General features: G+C 39.9%; 25 protein-coding genes. 19 read left to right on the plus strand and 6 right to left on the minus strand.

Going from position 1 to position 16346, the window contains the following annotated elements:
• The first annotated feature begins 96 nt into the window (after window positions 1-96).
• The 12 genes from ACJHV0_RS01875 to ACJHV0_RS01930 all read left to right on the plus strand — a co-directional run bounded on the left by ACJHV0_RS01875 (window position 97) and on the right by ACJHV0_RS01930 (window position 6803).
• Window positions 97-1323, plus strand: coding sequence for an integrase arm-type DNA-binding domain-containing protein (locus tag ACJHV0_RS01875; protein WP_483133230.1), 1227 nt, complete (start codon window positions 97-99; stop codon window positions 1321-1323).
• Window positions 1324-1627: 304 nt separating this feature from the next.
• Window positions 1628-1951 (plus strand): addiction module antidote protein, encoded by a 324-nt coding sequence (locus ACJHV0_RS01880; protein WP_483133231.1) that lies wholly within the window; start codon window positions 1628-1630, stop codon window positions 1949-1951.
• Between the two features lie 8 nt (window positions 1952-1959).
• Window positions 1960-2127, plus strand: coding sequence for a hypothetical protein (locus ACJHV0_RS01885; protein WP_483133232.1), 168 nt, complete (start codon window positions 1960-1962; stop codon window positions 2125-2127).
• A gap of 439 nt (window positions 2128-2566) precedes the next feature.
• On the plus strand, window positions 2567-3394 hold the full coding sequence (locus tag ACJHV0_RS01890) for a hypothetical protein (RefSeq protein ID WP_483133233.1): 828 nt from the start codon (window positions 2567-2569) through the stop codon (window positions 3392-3394).
• Between the two features lie 188 nt (window positions 3395-3582).
• Complete coding sequence (locus tag ACJHV0_RS01895; RefSeq protein WP_483133234.1) at window positions 3583-3819, plus strand: helix-turn-helix transcriptional regulator; 237 nt, start codon at window positions 3583-3585, stop codon at window positions 3817-3819.
• 11 nt (window positions 3820-3830) lie between these two features.
• Window positions 3831-4568, plus strand: a complete 738-nt coding sequence (locus tag ACJHV0_RS01900) for an antA/AntB antirepressor family protein (protein WP_483133235.1) — start codon at window positions 3831-3833, stop codon at window positions 4566-4568.
• A gap of 11 nt (window positions 4569-4579) precedes the next feature.
• Entirely contained in the window at window positions 4580-4855 is a 276-nt protein-coding gene (locus ACJHV0_RS01905; protein ID WP_483133236.1) for a hypothetical protein, read from the plus strand.
• 17 nt (window positions 4856-4872) lie between these two features.
• Entirely contained in the window at window positions 4873-5316 is a 444-nt protein-coding gene (locus ACJHV0_RS01910; protein WP_483133237.1) for a hypothetical protein, read from the plus strand.
• Window positions 5313-5732 (plus strand): terminase small subunit, encoded by a 420-nt coding sequence (locus tag ACJHV0_RS01915; RefSeq protein ID WP_483133238.1) that lies wholly within the window; start codon window positions 5313-5315, stop codon window positions 5730-5732. Before ACJHV0_RS01910 ends, ACJHV0_RS01915 begins: the two co-directional genes overlap by 4 nt.
• A 5-nt stretch (window positions 5733-5737) precedes the next feature.
• On the plus strand, window positions 5738-6094 hold the full coding sequence (locus ACJHV0_RS01920) for a hypothetical protein (RefSeq protein ID WP_483133239.1): 357 nt from the start codon (window positions 5738-5740) through the stop codon (window positions 6092-6094).
• A gap of 21 nt (window positions 6095-6115) precedes the next feature.
• Window positions 6116-6448 carry a hypothetical protein gene (locus ACJHV0_RS01925; protein ID WP_483133240.1) on the plus strand — a complete coding sequence of 111 codons (333 nt, stop codon included), beginning with the start codon at window positions 6116-6118 and terminating at the stop codon, window positions 6446-6448.
• 64 nt (window positions 6449-6512) lie between these two features.
• Window positions 6513-6803, plus strand: coding sequence for a terminase small subunit (locus tag ACJHV0_RS01930; protein ID WP_483133241.1), 291 nt, complete (start codon window positions 6513-6515; stop codon window positions 6801-6803).
• A 205-nt stretch (window positions 6804-7008) separates the two neighbouring features.
• Here the strand turns inward: ACJHV0_RS01930 and ACJHV0_RS01935 are convergent, their stop codons facing one another.
• On the minus strand, window positions 7009-7197 hold the full coding sequence (locus ACJHV0_RS01935) for a hypothetical protein (RefSeq protein ID WP_483133242.1): 189 nt from the start codon (window positions 7195-7197) through the stop codon (window positions 7009-7011).
• Between the two features lie 133 nt (window positions 7198-7330).
• Between ACJHV0_RS01935 and ACJHV0_RS01940 the strand changes: the two genes are divergently transcribed.
• The 7 genes from ACJHV0_RS01940 (at window position 7331) to ACJHV0_RS01970 (ending at window position 11326) form a co-directional block, all read left to right on the plus strand.
• The gene (locus ACJHV0_RS01940) at window positions 7331-7957 is read left to right on the plus strand and encodes an ash family protein (RefSeq protein WP_483133243.1); all 627 of its coding nucleotides are present in this window, start codon (window positions 7331-7333) and stop codon (window positions 7955-7957) included.
• Complete coding sequence (locus ACJHV0_RS01945) at window positions 7950-8147, plus strand: hypothetical protein (RefSeq protein ID WP_483133244.1); 198 nt, start codon at window positions 7950-7952, stop codon at window positions 8145-8147. Before ACJHV0_RS01940 ends, ACJHV0_RS01945 begins: the two co-directional genes overlap by 8 nt.
• Complete coding sequence (locus tag ACJHV0_RS01950) at window positions 8140-8523, plus strand: hypothetical protein (RefSeq protein ID WP_483133245.1); 384 nt, start codon at window positions 8140-8142, stop codon at window positions 8521-8523. Before ACJHV0_RS01945 ends, ACJHV0_RS01950 begins: the two co-directional genes overlap by 8 nt.
• Window positions 8516-8779, plus strand: coding sequence for a hypothetical protein (locus tag ACJHV0_RS01955; RefSeq protein ID WP_483133246.1), 264 nt, complete (start codon window positions 8516-8518; stop codon window positions 8777-8779). The genes ACJHV0_RS01950 and ACJHV0_RS01955 overlap by 8 nt, the downstream gene beginning before the upstream one ends.
• Window positions 8772-10535, plus strand: coding sequence for a DNA primase family protein (locus tag ACJHV0_RS01960; protein WP_483133247.1), 1764 nt, complete (start codon window positions 8772-8774; stop codon window positions 10533-10535). The genes ACJHV0_RS01955 and ACJHV0_RS01960 overlap by 8 nt, the downstream gene beginning before the upstream one ends.
• 121 nt (window positions 10536-10656) lie before the next feature.
• Window positions 10657-10956, plus strand: a complete 300-nt coding sequence (locus ACJHV0_RS01965) for a type II toxin-antitoxin system HigB family toxin (protein ID WP_483133248.1) — start codon at window positions 10657-10659, stop codon at window positions 10954-10956.
• A gap of 10 nt (window positions 10957-10966) precedes the next feature.
• A complete protein-coding gene (locus ACJHV0_RS01970) occupies window positions 10967-11326 on the plus strand; it encodes a helix-turn-helix domain-containing protein (RefSeq protein WP_483133249.1) in 360 nt (119 codons plus the stop codon).
• Window positions 11327-11788: 462 nt separating this feature from the next.
• Here the strand turns inward: ACJHV0_RS01970 and cysE are convergent, their stop codons facing one another.
• From cysE to tig, 5 genes are all read right to left on the minus strand, one after another.
• Window positions 11789-12610 (minus strand): serine O-acetyltransferase, encoded by an 822-nt coding sequence (gene cysE / locus ACJHV0_RS01975; RefSeq protein ID WP_283386414.1) that lies wholly within the window; start codon window positions 12608-12610, stop codon window positions 11789-11791.
• Window position 12611: 1 nt separating this feature from the next.
• On the minus strand, window positions 12612-13622 hold the full coding sequence (gene gpsA / locus ACJHV0_RS01980) for an NAD(P)H-dependent glycerol-3-phosphate dehydrogenase (RefSeq protein ID WP_025235281.1): 1011 nt from the start codon (window positions 13620-13622) through the stop codon (window positions 12612-12614).
• 95 nt (window positions 13623-13717) lie between these two features.
• Complete coding sequence (gene secB / locus ACJHV0_RS01985; protein ID WP_483133250.1) at window positions 13718-14221, minus strand: protein-export chaperone SecB; 504 nt, start codon at window positions 14219-14221, stop codon at window positions 13718-13720.
• 21 nt (window positions 14222-14242) lie between these two features.
• Window positions 14243-14695, minus strand: a complete 453-nt coding sequence (locus tag ACJHV0_RS01990; RefSeq protein WP_283386416.1) for a rhodanese-like domain-containing protein — start codon at window positions 14693-14695, stop codon at window positions 14243-14245.
• A gap of 90 nt (window positions 14696-14785) precedes the next feature.
• On the minus strand, window positions 14786-16084 hold the full coding sequence (tig, locus tag ACJHV0_RS01995) for a trigger factor (protein WP_025342178.1): 1299 nt from the start codon (window positions 16082-16084) through the stop codon (window positions 14786-14788).
• Window positions 16085-16346 lie beyond the last annotated feature (262 nt).

The raw sequence follows: 16346 nt of genomic DNA on the forward strand, positions 1-16346 counted from the left end.
AGCCTGACTAGATAAGGCTTTATCGCTTTTAGTTTTATACTCCTAAACAAAATCCATACTCCTAAACGTTGGTTCTTATACTCCTAAAGGCTTACTATGGCGAGAAAAATCATACCTTTGAATGACACACAGATAAGAAAAGCGAAGCCCGAAGATAGCCCATTGAGAGATGGCAACGGCTTATTGCTGGTTATTACTCAAAATTCCAAACTTTGGCGGTTTAGATATGAGAGACCATTCACTAAAAAGCGTAATGATTTGAGTATTGGGGCTTATCCTGATGTGTCTTTAGCACAGGCGAGGGAAATTCGAGAGGAATATAGAGCGTTACTAGCTCAGAATATCGATCCTCAAACCTATCGCCAACAACAAGAACAAGCTAAAACAAATGAGCTTAATAACATTTATGAGAATGTGGCGTGGGCGTGGTTCGAACATCGCAAGGTAAAGAAAAACTTTTCAGACAATTATCAAAAAGATGTAATCTCCTTAATCAAAAATAACCTACTCCCCCACTTTGGGAAAATACCTATCACGCACATAACCGCACCGATGGCGATTAAAGCCTTTAAACGCTATCAAGACGAGGGCAAGCTAGAGAAGTTAAAACGGACAATTCAAAAGCATAACGAGATAATGACGTTTGCGGTCCACCGTGAAATGATACCGGCTAACCCCACCGCCAACATTGCGAAAGAGTTCGACAGCCCAACGGTAGAGCATTTTAAGACAATCAAGCCTGAAGATTTAGGCGAGTTCTTATACACGCTACAGAACGCCCAAATTCATCTACAGACACGCTATTTAATTCTGTGGCAGTTACTCACAATGACACGCCCTAACGAAGCGGCTAAGGCGAAATGGGCGGATATAGACGAACGTGCGAAACTGTGGACGATACCGGCGGAAAATATGAAACGAGGGATTGAGCATAAAATCACATTATCACGGCAAACAATCGCCCTCTTGCGAGAAATTAAGAAACTAAGTGGCGGTAAGGTGTATTTATTCCCCAGTGTGAAGAACCCACAAACGCACGTCAATACGCAAACCGCTAACGGTGCGATCAAACGAATGGGCTACAAAGGCAAATTAGTAGCTCACGGCTTGCGGTCTATTGCCTCTACTTATCTCAATGAGAAAGGATATAACAGTGATTTAATCGAAGTGGCTCTATCTCATATAAACAGCGACAGAGTAAAGGCGGCTTATGACAGGGGCGAACGCCTAGAACAACGTTTTAAACTGCTCCAAGTATGGGCGGATTTTGTAGAGGAATGTTCACAAGGTAGCTTGCCACAGTATCATTTAAAAGTAGCTTAGTAAAACTTAGTAAATTTTACGCAAAATATGACCGCTTGTAATGCCGTTAGGTTATCGCCTGACGGCTTTTTTATTGCCGTTCTTCTATATATATTTTTACAACCAAACTTTTAGAAAAAATATCACCTTTATCACCTAAATCAAGATAAAGCCTTATATATCAAGGTTTTAGGTGTGGTGATATTTTCAAAAAAACATCACCTAAATATCACCAACTTCACCAAAATATCACCTAAATTGAGGGTAAGGCTTGATAATGTGTATCTAATAGGATACTTTTATAGGCAAATTTAAGAGGGCAGTAATGGAAGCAGTACAAATTAACGAAGAAATGGCAGATAAACACGGCTTACGCCCTTTTGATGTAGCGGAATTTCTAACAGACGAGGAAACTATTCAAGCCTATTTAGCCGAAGTATTAAAAGAGGGCGATCAAGACGAATTTCTAGAAGCCTTAAACGATATAGCAAGAGCTAGAGGAATGGCGGAACTTGCGAAGCAAACAGGGCTAGGTCGTGAAAGTCTATATAAAACCCTAGCCAAAGGTAGCAAGCCACGATTTGACACCATTCAAAAGATTTTAGGGGCTTTCAATTTAGTGCTTATTCCGCAGGTTAAAAATTTTTAAGGGTAACAATGAGCTTTTACGATGACTTAATGGCAAGCCTAACCGAAGTTAAGGAGCATTTAGAGGGCAAGCGAACACTACGCACTGAAACGCTAGAACGCCCTGAACCGTTCCAGATTTCAGCTGATGAGGTAAAAGCACCCCAAACCCACAGGCAACTATCCTTTTGCGATTAGTGGAACAATCACCACAGGTATTTGAACAAATTGCCCGACTTTAAAAATGAGCCGTTGATCTGATGATTGGCGGCTTTTTATTTGAGCCTCGCGCGCGTACTGCTCCCGGAATTACCCTGATATGTATCCGCCAACGGTGCGTAATCGGTACACATTTTCGCAAAACTCCAATAAAAAATGACCGCTTGAATGCTCTTTTTTATAACGTTCAAAAACCTACCCTTAGCCTATTTTAAATCACTGTAATAAAGTACAGTTTATCATTTGTAATTTATCTGAATAATTGGCAAAATACAGCCTATCAAGTTCAATCCGTAACTATACGGATTTATTCAAATTGGCGTGGATAGTGGCGGAGTAGCTACCAAAACGAAAGGAGAAAGCCCTTTATTTCTCTTTCCACGCTCTTACAACAAAGGGCTACGCAAAGGGGCGTTTTATGTTTTTTAAGCATTGGCTAACACTTAACGAGTGTGCTAAATTTATCAATAAGCATTTTAATTTATTCGATGAAAATCAAGTAACAGAAAACGATATTATTGATCTCGCATTAGACGAACGAATTGAGCTGGCAATAAGAGTTAAATATGTAGATAACAATCAATTTCAAACATATAGCAGTGAATTAAAAATTAATTCCTCACTCACTCGCTTAGATGGAATACAAGATAATAATAGCGTTGAATATACTATTTATTCAAGTGATGACTCCGTAATGGAGTGTATTAATGGTGAATTTTATGCTAAAGGAATATATAAAATCATCATAACTGAAAGTTTATTTTTGGATGACACAGTTATTTTTCAAGCAATAGGAATTATTGATAAGGAAAATTCCGAAGTAGTAAATTTTTCATCTGACACATATCCACCAAGTACTATTTTCTTTGAGAACAAAATCGAGCTCCTCAAGAGTTCTTTACTTGTACAATCTAGACAACTAGCCGATTTAATAACTGAAATTAAAATACAAAATAGCAAGTTTATTGAACGTATTAATTTTCATAACTCATTAGAGAATACAAAAAGTAACCAAACACAATCATTACAAACAAGCGAAATCAAAGAATATGAAGGAACAATACCACCTAAAACTGATCAAGATAAATTAGCCCATTTTATTGAGCTAATTATCCAAAAAAGTGAGTTTATGAAAGACGGTAAAATACCAACCTATAGTGAACTTCATACAATGCTAAGTCATAAATATCCACACGAGGCAATCCCATCTAAAAATACAATCAAGAAATATTTAGGACAACACTAATCAAAATCCGCTAATTATGGCGGGTTTTTTTATTTAAACCGTTCAACAACAGTTCATTTGTTCAATGAACACTGTTCAATAGTTCACTCTTCCCCTGAACAACTTTTCATTTCTTAAAATCCCTACCGCAACCGCCTAAACCCTTTCACGGTTTAAGCATTTCAATTTAACAGCATAGGGGAATATCAATGACCGAAAGCACTATCACACACTTAGCTGATGATGTACGCATTATCCGCCCATTAACCGCTCGCCAAAAGTTAGGTGTAGGCAAAACCACTTTCCAAGACTGGCAGAACCCGAAATCGAAACGCTACCGCCCAGACTTCCCGAAGAAAATCCAACTAGGGGCAAATTCAGTGGGCTATTTAGAGAGCGAAATCAACGCCTTTATTCAATCACTAGCGAATAGCAGAACAGTATAGGGAGGTTGCCAATGACAGCAGAAAATTATTCAGCCACTCAATTAACCGAATTCTTACCGATTGTTACGCAACAACATCAAGGAGAAATCAAGCAATTAGTTGATGGTCGCCAATTATGGCAATTCTTAGAAAGCAAACAGCACTTTGCGGACTGGATTGTAAAAGCGATTGAAGCAGGGTTCTTTGAGAAAAATAAGGATTATTTTACGTTTCATAAAATTATGAATCGTAAACAAGGCGTTAGAGGTGCAAGTAAACGCAATGAGTATTTGCTGACCGTATCAATGGCTAAAGAATTAGCTATGTTAGAGCGAAACGAGCAAGGGAAATTAGCTAGAAGATACTTTATTCAATGCGAAGAACGACTATCACAACTTGCCCCCAATGATGTTATTCAATACCGCCAACAATGGCATAAAGACCGAGAAGCAGTAAAAACCCCATTCAAGCGAATGTGTAACGCACTTGAACAAGCGAGAAAAAGAGCAGGTAAAGCAACAAGCAAATTCCACTACACCAATGAAGCAAAAATGCTGATGGAAGTGTTACTAGGTATGAATGTTCATCACTGGCGACAGGCTCACAACATCATAGGCGATACAAGAAACGCTCTTAATATCGAGCAGTTGCTCAAACTGGAATATCTAGAGCAAGCCGATAGTTTGTTGCTTGATATGGGAATATCCGATTATCAGCAACGCAAGAGCAAGCTCGCTGAGATGTTAGCAGTTAAATTTAATCAGAAGTAACGAGGCAAATAATGCGGTGCATTATAGCAAAACAAAACCCCGTTTTAATGCGGTTAGCTATTCGCCATTATCTAGAAAACAACAAAGGCAATAAAACGCCATTATTCACGTTTTTAAGCCTGTATTCAGATAATGAGCCTTACCCATTGCCCGAGCTTTTAACAATGCTAGGCAAGCGAATAGAGGCACTAGAGAAGCAATACGAGGTAATGCCAATAGAAAACGATTTAATCACACTAGGTATTTTAAGAAAACAACTCGCCCAACTGCGAAAAGTGGCGGACTGAATGGAGAATTAAACAAAATGAAAACAAAAAACACCTTAAAGCACGAATTAAATTTACCGGGTATTACTGCCCTAATGAATGAGCCTATCAAAGCAACATTGAGCTTTTTAGATTTTCCGCATATCCGCATTGAGCGACTTCACCACGATAACGGCAACCCATTTTTTATTGGCGTGCTTTCTCTTGACCTTGAAGATCATATCAATATTGAAATGGCAGGGGCAACAGGCTTTTTAGAAGCCCTAGCGGTTATTGCCTATCATCAACAACTAACGGCAACGCCTTTATTAGTGAATGATGACTTATTGAGCGAAATCGACAAACTCCCCTACCCACAGCGAACAAATCCATTTATTGACCGGCACGGCAATGAAATCACTAAGGTGATGATGAGTAAAGACTCTCGAAAAGAAGTTGATTATATCTTTGCTGAAAAACGAATGGAGGAGGGGAAAGAATGACAGAACTCACACCAAAACAAGAGGCTTTTTGCCTTACCTATATTGAAACCGGCAATGCGAGCGAGGCCTATAGGAAGAGTTATGATTGTTCAAAAATGGCAAATGAGAGTGTTAATAGATTAGCTAAAAAAGAATTGGATAAGATCAAGATTAGATCAAGGGTTGATGAGTTACAAAATGAACACAAACAACGCCATAATTTAACCGTTGATGACCTTTTAAGAGAGCTTGAAGAAGCTAGAACACTGGCTAAAGCCAAAGAGAACCCGGCTGCAATGGCACAAGCGACAATGGGTAAAGCAAAAATTCTAGGGTTTGATAAACAGCTTCACGAGGTAAAAGCCGATTTGCGAGAGCTACCATCAAAAATCAATATTATTTTTACAGATGAACCCGAGCCACAGATAACAGGATAAACATAATGAAAACCCTAAAACCAAACTTTAAAACCTACCCACAAACCAACCGCCTTTTTGCCTTGAATAAAATTGCGGTTGAGCGTTGTAAGCACGATTTCCCCGACTGCTATCACTTCAAAAAAGTGCTGGCGGAAGAATGCACCGAACTAGCCGACCGATTGAAAATGGGCTTAGTGCTATTAACAGAATTGAAAGCAACCAGCACGCTAACAAGCGACCAAAACACGCAATTTAAAGCGTTCAGAAATGGAGCTAAGTATTTAATCAAACAGCTTGAAGACACGGCTTTACACGTTGCCAACGTGGACAAAGGCGAATTTGAGCCGACACCCTACAAGCCGATTAAACAAGCGGACTAAACACTACATTAAGGCAGGAAAATGAAGAAACACCATACACAAACCAACGGCGAAAAAGTGATGTTAGAGGTTGCTTTAAATGAGAATGGCACGTCTGAACTCGAATGCACGTTTAAGCATTTCATTGTTAGCCCAAGAACCTATATCAGCCAATTTGAGAATGAAACAGGGTTAAAGCTATGGCATAACAACACAATATCGGATAACGGCAAATATTACACACGTTACCAACTTCCCGACCGCCACATAGCCCAAAAGGTGATTGACTGGCTAAATCATAAGGCAGGGCTAAGAGGAGAAATCGCTATCACAAACGAACAAGCACAGCAGATTTTAAACCGTTTTGATGTGTAGCAATATTCCCTAAAAAGTAGGGAATTCCCGAAATTCTAGGGGAAACATTACAGAGGAAATCACAATGCCAAAAATAAGAACGGAAACCTTAACCGAAAAACAAGAAGCCTTTTGTATAGCTTACCTGAAATGCGGCAACATTCTAAAAGCCTATCAAGCAGTGAATACCGGCTCAATGAAACCGCATTCAATGCGAGCAAGGGCAAGCGAAATGATGAATGATTACAGGGTATTTAATCGGCTGAAACAGCTAGTCAAAGCACGCAAGGCAAGAGGCGAATACTTGCCGAAATTTAGAAAAGGTTCACTAATGGCGGAATGGTTAGAAAGCAATAACTTAAAAAACGATCCCTGATAAAAGTTGACTTTTATTCTGTCGATTTTATCCAAAACAGGCAAACTTTTACTAATTCAGTCAAACAAAAACCCCTAGCCATACACAACTAGGGGTAAAACAAGGTATCGAAAATGAAAACTTATGAAACAGATTATAGAATAAATAGTGATTTTGTTCATTATAATTTAATAAATAATGAAAATTTTTCAATTAACTTTAAAGACTACCCTTTAGGCTCTATGCCACGAGAGGATAGCTCTTTCCTAATCAGCCGCTTAATCCAAGCTGATATATTCCCATCTCCGTCTTGCTCAACAGCTAATTCTATCGCCTTGCGTAATTCCGGATCTAATCTAAATTGGAATGGCGGATTACCTCTACGGGAGGATTTTTTATCATTGTGTATTGACACCTTATTTTCTCCATTTTATATTATTTATGTGTCAATACATAATACGCACACATTTACAAATAAGCAAGCCTCTGAAGTGTTACCAGCACTAGCAGAGGCTCTAATCATCCACTTACTAAAACGGAGTAAGTCAATGACTGACTACAATTCTACACCATACACCGCCATAGGTGCATCTAAAATCTGCTCACGCAATGAAATTCATCTTTTAAGCAATAAAGATGAAAATCTTTCACCTATTAGCAAGTTGCTAAAATCCTCCATTTTAGGCTATTATGCCCTCGCAGTCGCAAAATCGGCTGCCGAGCCTCAGAACTCGAACGATTTATACTTGGCGGACAGTAGCACGCCTTTTAACCGTGCTTTTTTTGTTCGTGGCACACGCACACCTAAAGAAAACCATTTCCCCAAATTTGGGGAGAGTGAATTTCTCTCTATGGTAGCGTGTAATGGGAAAGGTTCGCCCTTTGCTGTGTTCCAAGTATCGCAGTTTCTGAGCCCGTTACACGTTACCGCCCAAACCCTCAGAAGTTTAGCGGTAGCCCCTCAAAATTTATACTTGGAGCTATCAGCGATGATTTATCTATTCAAAGCCGTAAGCCGTTTAGACCTACGCAAAACCCAAAAACCTTTTACATCATTTCCACACTATACGCTAAAAGTTAAAGCCGATAGCGTAGAACAAGCACAAGCTAAAATCAGCCGTTTATTTGCCGTACTTTCTGTTTCAACTATGGCGGAGGGGGTGCAATATGTCTAAACCTAAGCCAAATTTAAATGAAGCTATCGGCAAGCTATGGGATACTGTTTCAATACTCACTCTACTAAGCAAGGTAAGCATTGGAGATGTTGGAGATGGCGAGTTTCAAGGCAGTCTAGACCTTGTTTCAAAATCTCTTGCTGAAACTGTTAGCGAAATTCAAGACTTAACAGGGGGCAAAGATGCGTAATTACCTTGAGATGTATATCGTTACTGCTAACCTTGATTTAGGTGATGGCTATGCTTTTCCTACGGTGCAATGCTTTTGTAGAACCAAAAAGCACGCAAAGCAATTTCTAAAATTCAGCCCTTTTGGCGGAGAGATTGGAAAGATTGATCCGACTGACTACACGCTAGTGGCACGCAAAGGCATTGGCACACCTGAAATCATTTTAGCTACTGGCTCTCGCTTTTATGTTGCAATGGAAGAAGCAAAACAGCACTACGCAGCCATTTACCCTGATTTTTTATTTAGTGTAGTGAAATTCGATGAAACCGAGCTTTACAAGCAAATCATCATTGATATTGACAGAGAGAACGAACAGCAGGGGGTGATGTATGCGTAACTCAGACAAAACAGACTACTTAGACCTTGTTAATGAGTTAGATCAACACCTGTTACAGGTAGAAGCCGTTATTAACTACTTAAGCGTTGATTTAGGCGAGAATAACGAGTTTTCAGTAAGTAATGATGTTGTTAGCGGTATGCTATGGACTGCTCAAACCCTTATAGAAAATGCCAAAGACACGGCTGAACGGCTACATACACATAACCGGAAAGCCTTTTTAGGGTGTGGCGGCAAGGAGGGCAAGAATGACTAAACTCAAGAACGCCCCGAACGTAAACAAGCAACCGAAAGGCAAACCATACGAAGCCTACATCATAGCCGGTAGCAATGCGTGGGATAAAACCAAAAAGCAAACCGTGCTAGAGTGGACGAAATCAGAAAGCGACTATCAACCTATCATTCTAGGTGGTAAAGAATTGCGAGAAATCGACCGCTTGAAGTTGGCGGTAGAGGTAGGAACAACCTCAATCTATCGAGCAGGAACACTCACAGAAGCCGAGAAATCGGCTATCTGCCAAAACCTCGCCAAATACTCCACGGCTGAAACGGTAGTATTCTATGATGAGGCCCTACAGCTTGAAGAAAATGCGAGCGAGTATATCGCCCGATTGCGTGTGGAAAAGGGGAAAGATGGCGGAAGAGTGAAAGCGGAAAGCGATATAAGCATATCCGATAACCCAACACAAAAGGAGCTATTACACGCCTTTCTGAAATGGCAACCACAACCACTAGCCCGAGACACTAAGTTAGGCATAAACTACCTTTACAACGGCATTTACTGGCAAGCACTCGATAATGAAATGCTTGAACGGCAGATAATGGCATTTTTTGAAGAAGCGGATATTGATTTTTCAGACCGAAAAATTACAAGCCTAGCTAAACTGGTAGAGCGTAAAATCCCCCAAATGCCTGACGGTTCGCCCGATATAATCGGGTTTGCGAATGGTAAGCTAAACAAGCATACAGGAGAATTTACCGCCATCACAAAAGAGGATTATTTACGAGAGGTTGAGGACTACGAAATAAACCCAAATAGCACCGATACACCGTACTTTGAGCAATGGTTAGACTTTGCCTCTAATGGCAACTCAAACAAGCGAGAAGCCCTATTAGGGGCGTTATACGCAGTCTTAACTAACCGCCATAAATGGCAACTCTATTTTGAGGTAGTGGGTGTAGCCGGTGCAGGTAAATCAATCTTTGGTGAAATCGCCAAAGTGATTAATGGGCGAGGCAATACCACTATTCTTGATATCGGCGGATTTGATGAACAAACCGAGTTAGCAAAGATTATCGGTAAATCGCTTGTGCTATCACCTGAACAGCCATACTACTGCGGAAATGCAGATGGATTGAAACGAGCAACAGGAGGCGAAGCAGTCGGCGTTAGATTGCTATACAAACAAGGCATAGACTACTACCCTAAAATCATTTTTATGTACGCTACAAACAACGTTATCACGTTTACGGATAGCAGAGACGGCAACCAAAACAGCGGACACTTAAGACGCAAGGTTACTTTCTACTTTGGGCGTAAAATTCCTGATGATGTACGTGATGATGATTTCATTGAAAAGGTCAAAGGGGAAATTTACGGTATTATTCACCGCTTGCTAAACACTTTCCCAAACCCCGAACAGGCAAGAGAAGCATTGCTATCACACCAAAAGCAAGGCGAAGCGATAGAAATGCAACGAGAGAGTAATCACTTAATCAGTTTTGCTACACATTTCAAGATAGACAATAGCAAGCCAATCTCTATGCGATGGGGTTCAACGAGAACATCACTAAATGAAAGTAAAGCACTCTATAAAGCCTATCTATTCTTTTGTGATTGTATCGGACAAAAGCCGTTATCACTCCAACACTTTAAAAGGGCATTCCCTGAAGCCCTAAAAGCAAGCGGAGAACAAGCACAGATTATTGAAGTAATGAAAACAGGAAATAAAACGTTAAACATCTCTTATAAAGACTACCAAAGCACTATGGACGAATGGCGAGACGGTTAGCCCTACCGCCATATCATAAGCCTAGCTGAAATATGCTAGGCTTTTTATTGCCTATTAGAAATATCACTTGCCTAATCCCAAAACGGGATTAAAATATAACTTATCGCAAGCAGAGGAAATTATGAGAATCATCTCAACTTCAACATTAATAGACTACTACATCAAGCACCCCGAAACCGAGCAACCTTTGAAAGCGTGGGTGGCGGAGGTGAAGAAGGCAAATTGGCTAACGGCTCACGATATTAAGGCACAATATAAAAATGCGAGCATCCTCAAAAATAGGCGAGTGGTATTTAATATCAAAGGCAACGACCACAGACTAATTGTGGCGGTGGCATTTAGATTAGGTGCGGTTTATATCAAATTTATAGGCACTCACGCAGAATATGACCGTATCAATGCAGATGAAATAGAATTATAGGGGGCAAGAAATGAATATTACACCGATTAGAACAGAACAAGACTACAAACAGGCACTAAAGGCAATAGAGCCACTATTTGACCGTGAAGAAGAACTAACCGATGATGAGCTAGATTATTTTGATGTGATGATTAGCCTCATTGAAAATTATGAGAGCAAACATCATCATATCGCACTACCCGACCCCATAGAGGCAATTAAATTCAGAATGGAACAGCAAGGGCTAGAGATTAAAGATTTAGACGGTATTATAGGCAAGCCTAACCGAGTGTATGAGATTTTTAACAAGACCCGACCGCTCACGTTAAATATGATCCGCCAAATTCACAGCAAGCTAGGCATAGGTGCAGATGTGCTAATTCAAGTATAGTAAACCACCTGCCACAACCCCCACCCAAAAGCCGTTGATGAAGATTGACGGCTTTTTGCCCTTAGCCACAACACCACTAAAAGCGATTTAAATAACTTGTTTATCGCTTATCACTTTGCCCCACCACTATCGCCACAACCTCACCAAAACATCACCTAAAATCACCATTTATCACCAACTTCACCAAAACATCACCACTCTACAAAGCCTTATATATCAATACTTCAAGCCTATTTTTGGTGATAATGGTGATATTTTTTTCAAAACTATTTTTCTAAACTTTGAAAAAAGAATGGCAAAGGTAAAATAAGCTACATATCACCGATTACAAAATAATCTATTTAGTGAGGCACTTTGAATTTTAGGAGTATATTTAGGAGTACAAATAAAATTTGAATTAACAAAAATCCTTATTTATCAAGGCTTGATGACACTCAATTCAGATGACCCCAGCGCTGCTCGCTAAATTCCATCACCGTAGCCAGTAACACTGTTCTCATCTTCAAAATATTGGTTCATATCAAATGCCGGTTTTTGTTCTGAGGATTTACCGATAATGCGTGCCGGTACTCCTGCCGCGGTAGCGTGTTCCGGAACAGGTTGTAGTACCACTGAATTTGCCCCGATTTTGGAATAGCGTCCGATTTCAATATTGCCGAGAATTTTCGCCCCCGCACCAATCATCACCCCTTCTCGGATTTTCGGATGGCGATCGCCATTTTCTTTGCCTGTTCCACCTAGTGTTACGCCTTGTAGAATAGAGACATCATTTTCAATCACTGAAGTTTCTCCCACCACAATGCCTGTTGCGTGGTCAAACATAATGCCACAGCCTACTTTGGCGGCTGGGTGAATATCTACATCAAAAGCAACCGAAATTTCGTTTTGTAAGTAAACCGCGAGGGCTTTTCTGCCTTGATTCCATAGATAATGAGTTACTCGGTAGCTTTGTAGTGCGTGAAAACCTTTTAGATAAAGCAGTGGAGTACTCCATTTATCTACCGCAGGGTCTCGTGTGCGAACCGCATTAATATCGCAGGCAGCACTTGCAATAATTTGAGGCTCTGCACGGTAAGCTTCTTCTATAATCTCTTTTAGTGCAATAGCTGGCATAATCGGATTTTCTAGCTTATTGGCTAGAATATAGCTTAATGCATCGCCTAAATTATGATGCTTTAAGATGGTTGCGTGGAAAAAACTCGCCAGCATTGGTTCACTGTTGGCAAGCTCTTTTGCTTCTTCTCTAATAGATTGCCAAATCTGATCAATTTCGTTTTGCTGCATATTATTCTCCCTTTCGCTCACGTCCTAATAATGTTTTAACTACATCTAGAGCATTTTTTCCCTCAAATAACATTTGGTAGATCTGCTCCACTATCGGCATTTCAACACCTTGTTTTTGAGCGAGCAAGTAGGCTTCTTTCGTATTGTAAAAACCTTCTACGACTTGCCCGATTTCTTGAATAGCAATTTCAGGCGATTTCCCTTGCCCCAAGGCTAAGCCAAAACGACGATTACGGGATTGGTTATCGGTGCAGGTTAGCACTAAATCTCCTAAACCTGCCATTCCGGTGAAGGTTTTTGGATCAGCCCCGAGTGATACTCCCAAACGGCTAATTTCAGCAAGCCCACGAGTAATTAAGGCGGTGCGTGCATTTGCCCCAAAGCCCATTCCATCTGAAATACCGGCACCAATCGCAATCACATTTTTAATTGCTCCGCCTAGTTGCACGCCGACAATATCATTGTTGAGGTAAACACGAAAAGCCTTTGAACAGTGAATACGTTGTTGCATTTCATCAGCAAATACAGGATCGGTAGAGGCAAGTGAAATAGCGGTTGGTAAACCTGCAGCAAGTTCTTTTGCAAAAGTTGGACCAGAAAGCACCGCTAGTGGGTAAGAGTCTCCCAAAATTTCTTGCGTTACTGTTTGCAATAACCGCCCGGTATCTCGCTCAAGCCCTTTAGTTGCCCACATAATACGATGATCTTTAGATAAAAGAGGCTTAATCTGCACTAAGACATCAGAGAATACGTGGCTCGGCACAACAATGAGCAAATCTTTAACATTTTGCAATGCTGTTGATAAATCTGAAACCACTTCCAACGCCTCAGGAAAAACAATATCCGGCAAAAAGTCTTGATTCATTCGAGCCTTAGCAAGCTCTGCCATTTTTGCCGGATTATGCCCCCATAAATAGGTTTTATGACCATTGCGAGAAAGGGCAATTGCTAGTGCCGTACCGTAAGAGCCTGCTCCTAATACGGCGATTGGTGCGGAATAAACTTCTCTCATATATCTTCTCAAATCATTTGCAAAAAAATCATTAAAAACAACCGCTTGTAGATAAAAAAATAGGTATGCAGTGCATACCTATTTCTCTGAAATGCTTAGTTAGCTAATGGCTGCTCTGCACTCTCTTCTTGTTCTTGACGCTGGAGGTAGTCCATAAATAACGCATCAAAATTTACCGGAGAAAGATTTAACGCAGGGAATGTACCGCGATTTACCAGGCTTGAAATTAACTCACGTGCATAAGGGTAAAGTACATTCGGACATTGCGATGCTAAGCAGTGAGCAAGCTGAATACCTTCTAAGCCTTTAATGGTAAACACGCCTGCTTGTTTTACCTCACAAATAAATGCCACATCACCACTATCTTCTAACGTAGTTTGAACTGTGATATGTAATGTTACTTCGTATAAATCTTCGCCAATCTCTTTGGTTTCAGTATCAAGTTCAAAACCTAATTGTGGCTTCCACTCTTGATGGAAAATAGTCGGCAAATTAGGAGCTTCAAATGAAACATCTTTCACATAAATACGTTGAATTTGAAGCTCGAAAGGAGTTTGAGCAACTTCTTCTGTTGAAGAGACTTGATTTTCTTCTGACATAAAATTTCCTTAATAAATAGATTATTTATGTTTCTTAACTGTTGGTAGGCTTGCTGCACGCCAGCCTGCAATACCTTCTTTCAATACATAAAGCTTGCTAAAACCTTGTTTAGCAATAGCATCAGCAACACCGCCTGAAGTAAAACCATTAATATCGACTAAAATTACAGGGCGATCTTTATATTTGTCAATTTGATGCGTTTTGCCTGCTTTTAATTCTGAAGGTAAAACGTGAATACTATCAATAATATGACCTGCACGGAACTCTTCGTCCGAACGTAAATCAATCACCACAGCGTCTTCTTTATTAATAAGCTGAGTGGCTTGTGCGTTATCCACAATAGTATATTTACGGGTTGCGTTTTTATAAAAACTGAAAATTACTGCAACAAATAAAGCTACCCACGCAAACACCATAATAGTATGGTTTGCGAAAAATTGCTGTAACTGCTGAGCAAAAGTAAGCTGTTCCATAATTTAATTCCCTTAAAATTGAAAAATAAGCGGCTTTTTTGACCGCTTGTAAAAGCAATAAAAGGTGGACATAAGCCCACCTTAAGGAAATTATTGAGCTTGTTGCGACATTACTTCGTCAAATGACATTGCTTTTTCAGTTACTTTCGCTTTCGCTAATACTGCATCAACAGCTTGCTCTTCTAACACAACATTACGAATATTTTCCGTTAATTGACGATTTTTCGCATAGTGAGCAACTACTTCTGCCGGTTGTTCGTAAGCTGATGCGATATCTGCAATCATATCTTCAACACGTTTTTCATCTACTTTCAATTCGTTAGATGCGATTACTGAAGAAAGTAATAAACCTACTTGAACACGACGTTTCGCTTCTGCTTCAAACAACTCAGCCGGTAATTGTGCTGCCATTTCCGGTTTACCACCGAAACGTTGAACTGCTTGTTGGCGTAACACGTTCACTTCTTCTTCAACTGCAGCAGCAGGCACTTCAACATCGTTTTGTGCGATTAAGCCATTGATTACTTGTGTTTTAACGCGTGAAGTTACTGCATTTTTCAGCTCACGTTGCATATTTTTCTTGATTTCTGCACGTAATTCTTCAACTGATTTTGCATTACCGAATTTTTTCACAAACTCTTCTGTTAATTCAGGCAATACCATTTCTTCTACTTTTTTCAAGGTAATTGCAAATTTTGCTGCTTTACCTTTTAAGTTTTCAGCGTGATATTCTTCCGGGAAAGTTACATCAATATCAAATTGCTCACCTGCTTTGCGACCTACGATACCATCTTCAAAGCCTGGGATCATACGACCTTGCCCCATAAATAATACGAAGTCAGATGCTTTACCACCTTCAAACTCTTCGCCATCTACAGAACCAACGAAATCAATAGTTACACGTGATTCAGCTTTTGCTGCTTCTTGGCTTTCTGTCCAAGTTGCTTGTTGTTTACGTAACACATCCACCATTTTGTCTAAATCAGCATCAGCGATTTCAACAACCGGTTTTTCTACTTCAATGTTTTCGAAACCTTTTAATTCTACTTCCGGGAATACTTCAAAAGTTGCAGTGAAGCTGAAATCTTGACCAGGTTGGTAGTTGTTTGGTGTGAAAGTCGGGCGACCGGCTAAATTAATTTTTTCTGCAATTACTGCTTCAAAAAATGCACGTTGCATTTCATCAGATAATACATCTTGACGAGCTGCGATACCGAAACGTTGTTCGATGATTGAATGAGGTACTTTACCTTTACGGAAACCATCTACGCGTGCGTTTTTCGCATAGCCTTTTAATTGTTCTTTGTATGCTGCTTCGATTTTGTCAGCTGGTACGTTAATAGTTACACGGCGTTGTAAGCCTTCTAATGTTTCAATTGAAAATGACATTCTTAAACCTCGGTTTAGGGATATAAAAGATATACAAATAGACGGCTATTGTAGCGATCTATCGAGAAGCTGTCGAGAAGAAAGTCATTGAGAGGTAGAGAAAATAGAACTGTTTCTGCAAAAAAATCAGAAAATTTAACCGTTTGTAAATGTTACTTTCTACAAGCGGTCTTTTTTCCTCTACATTTTGCAAATCGCACAACATAACATAAAACGAAAAGGCAGACTTTTCAGCCTGCCTTTTCTGCATTTGTATGCTCAA

It is taken from the genome of Mannheimia sp. (assembly GCF_056854775.1).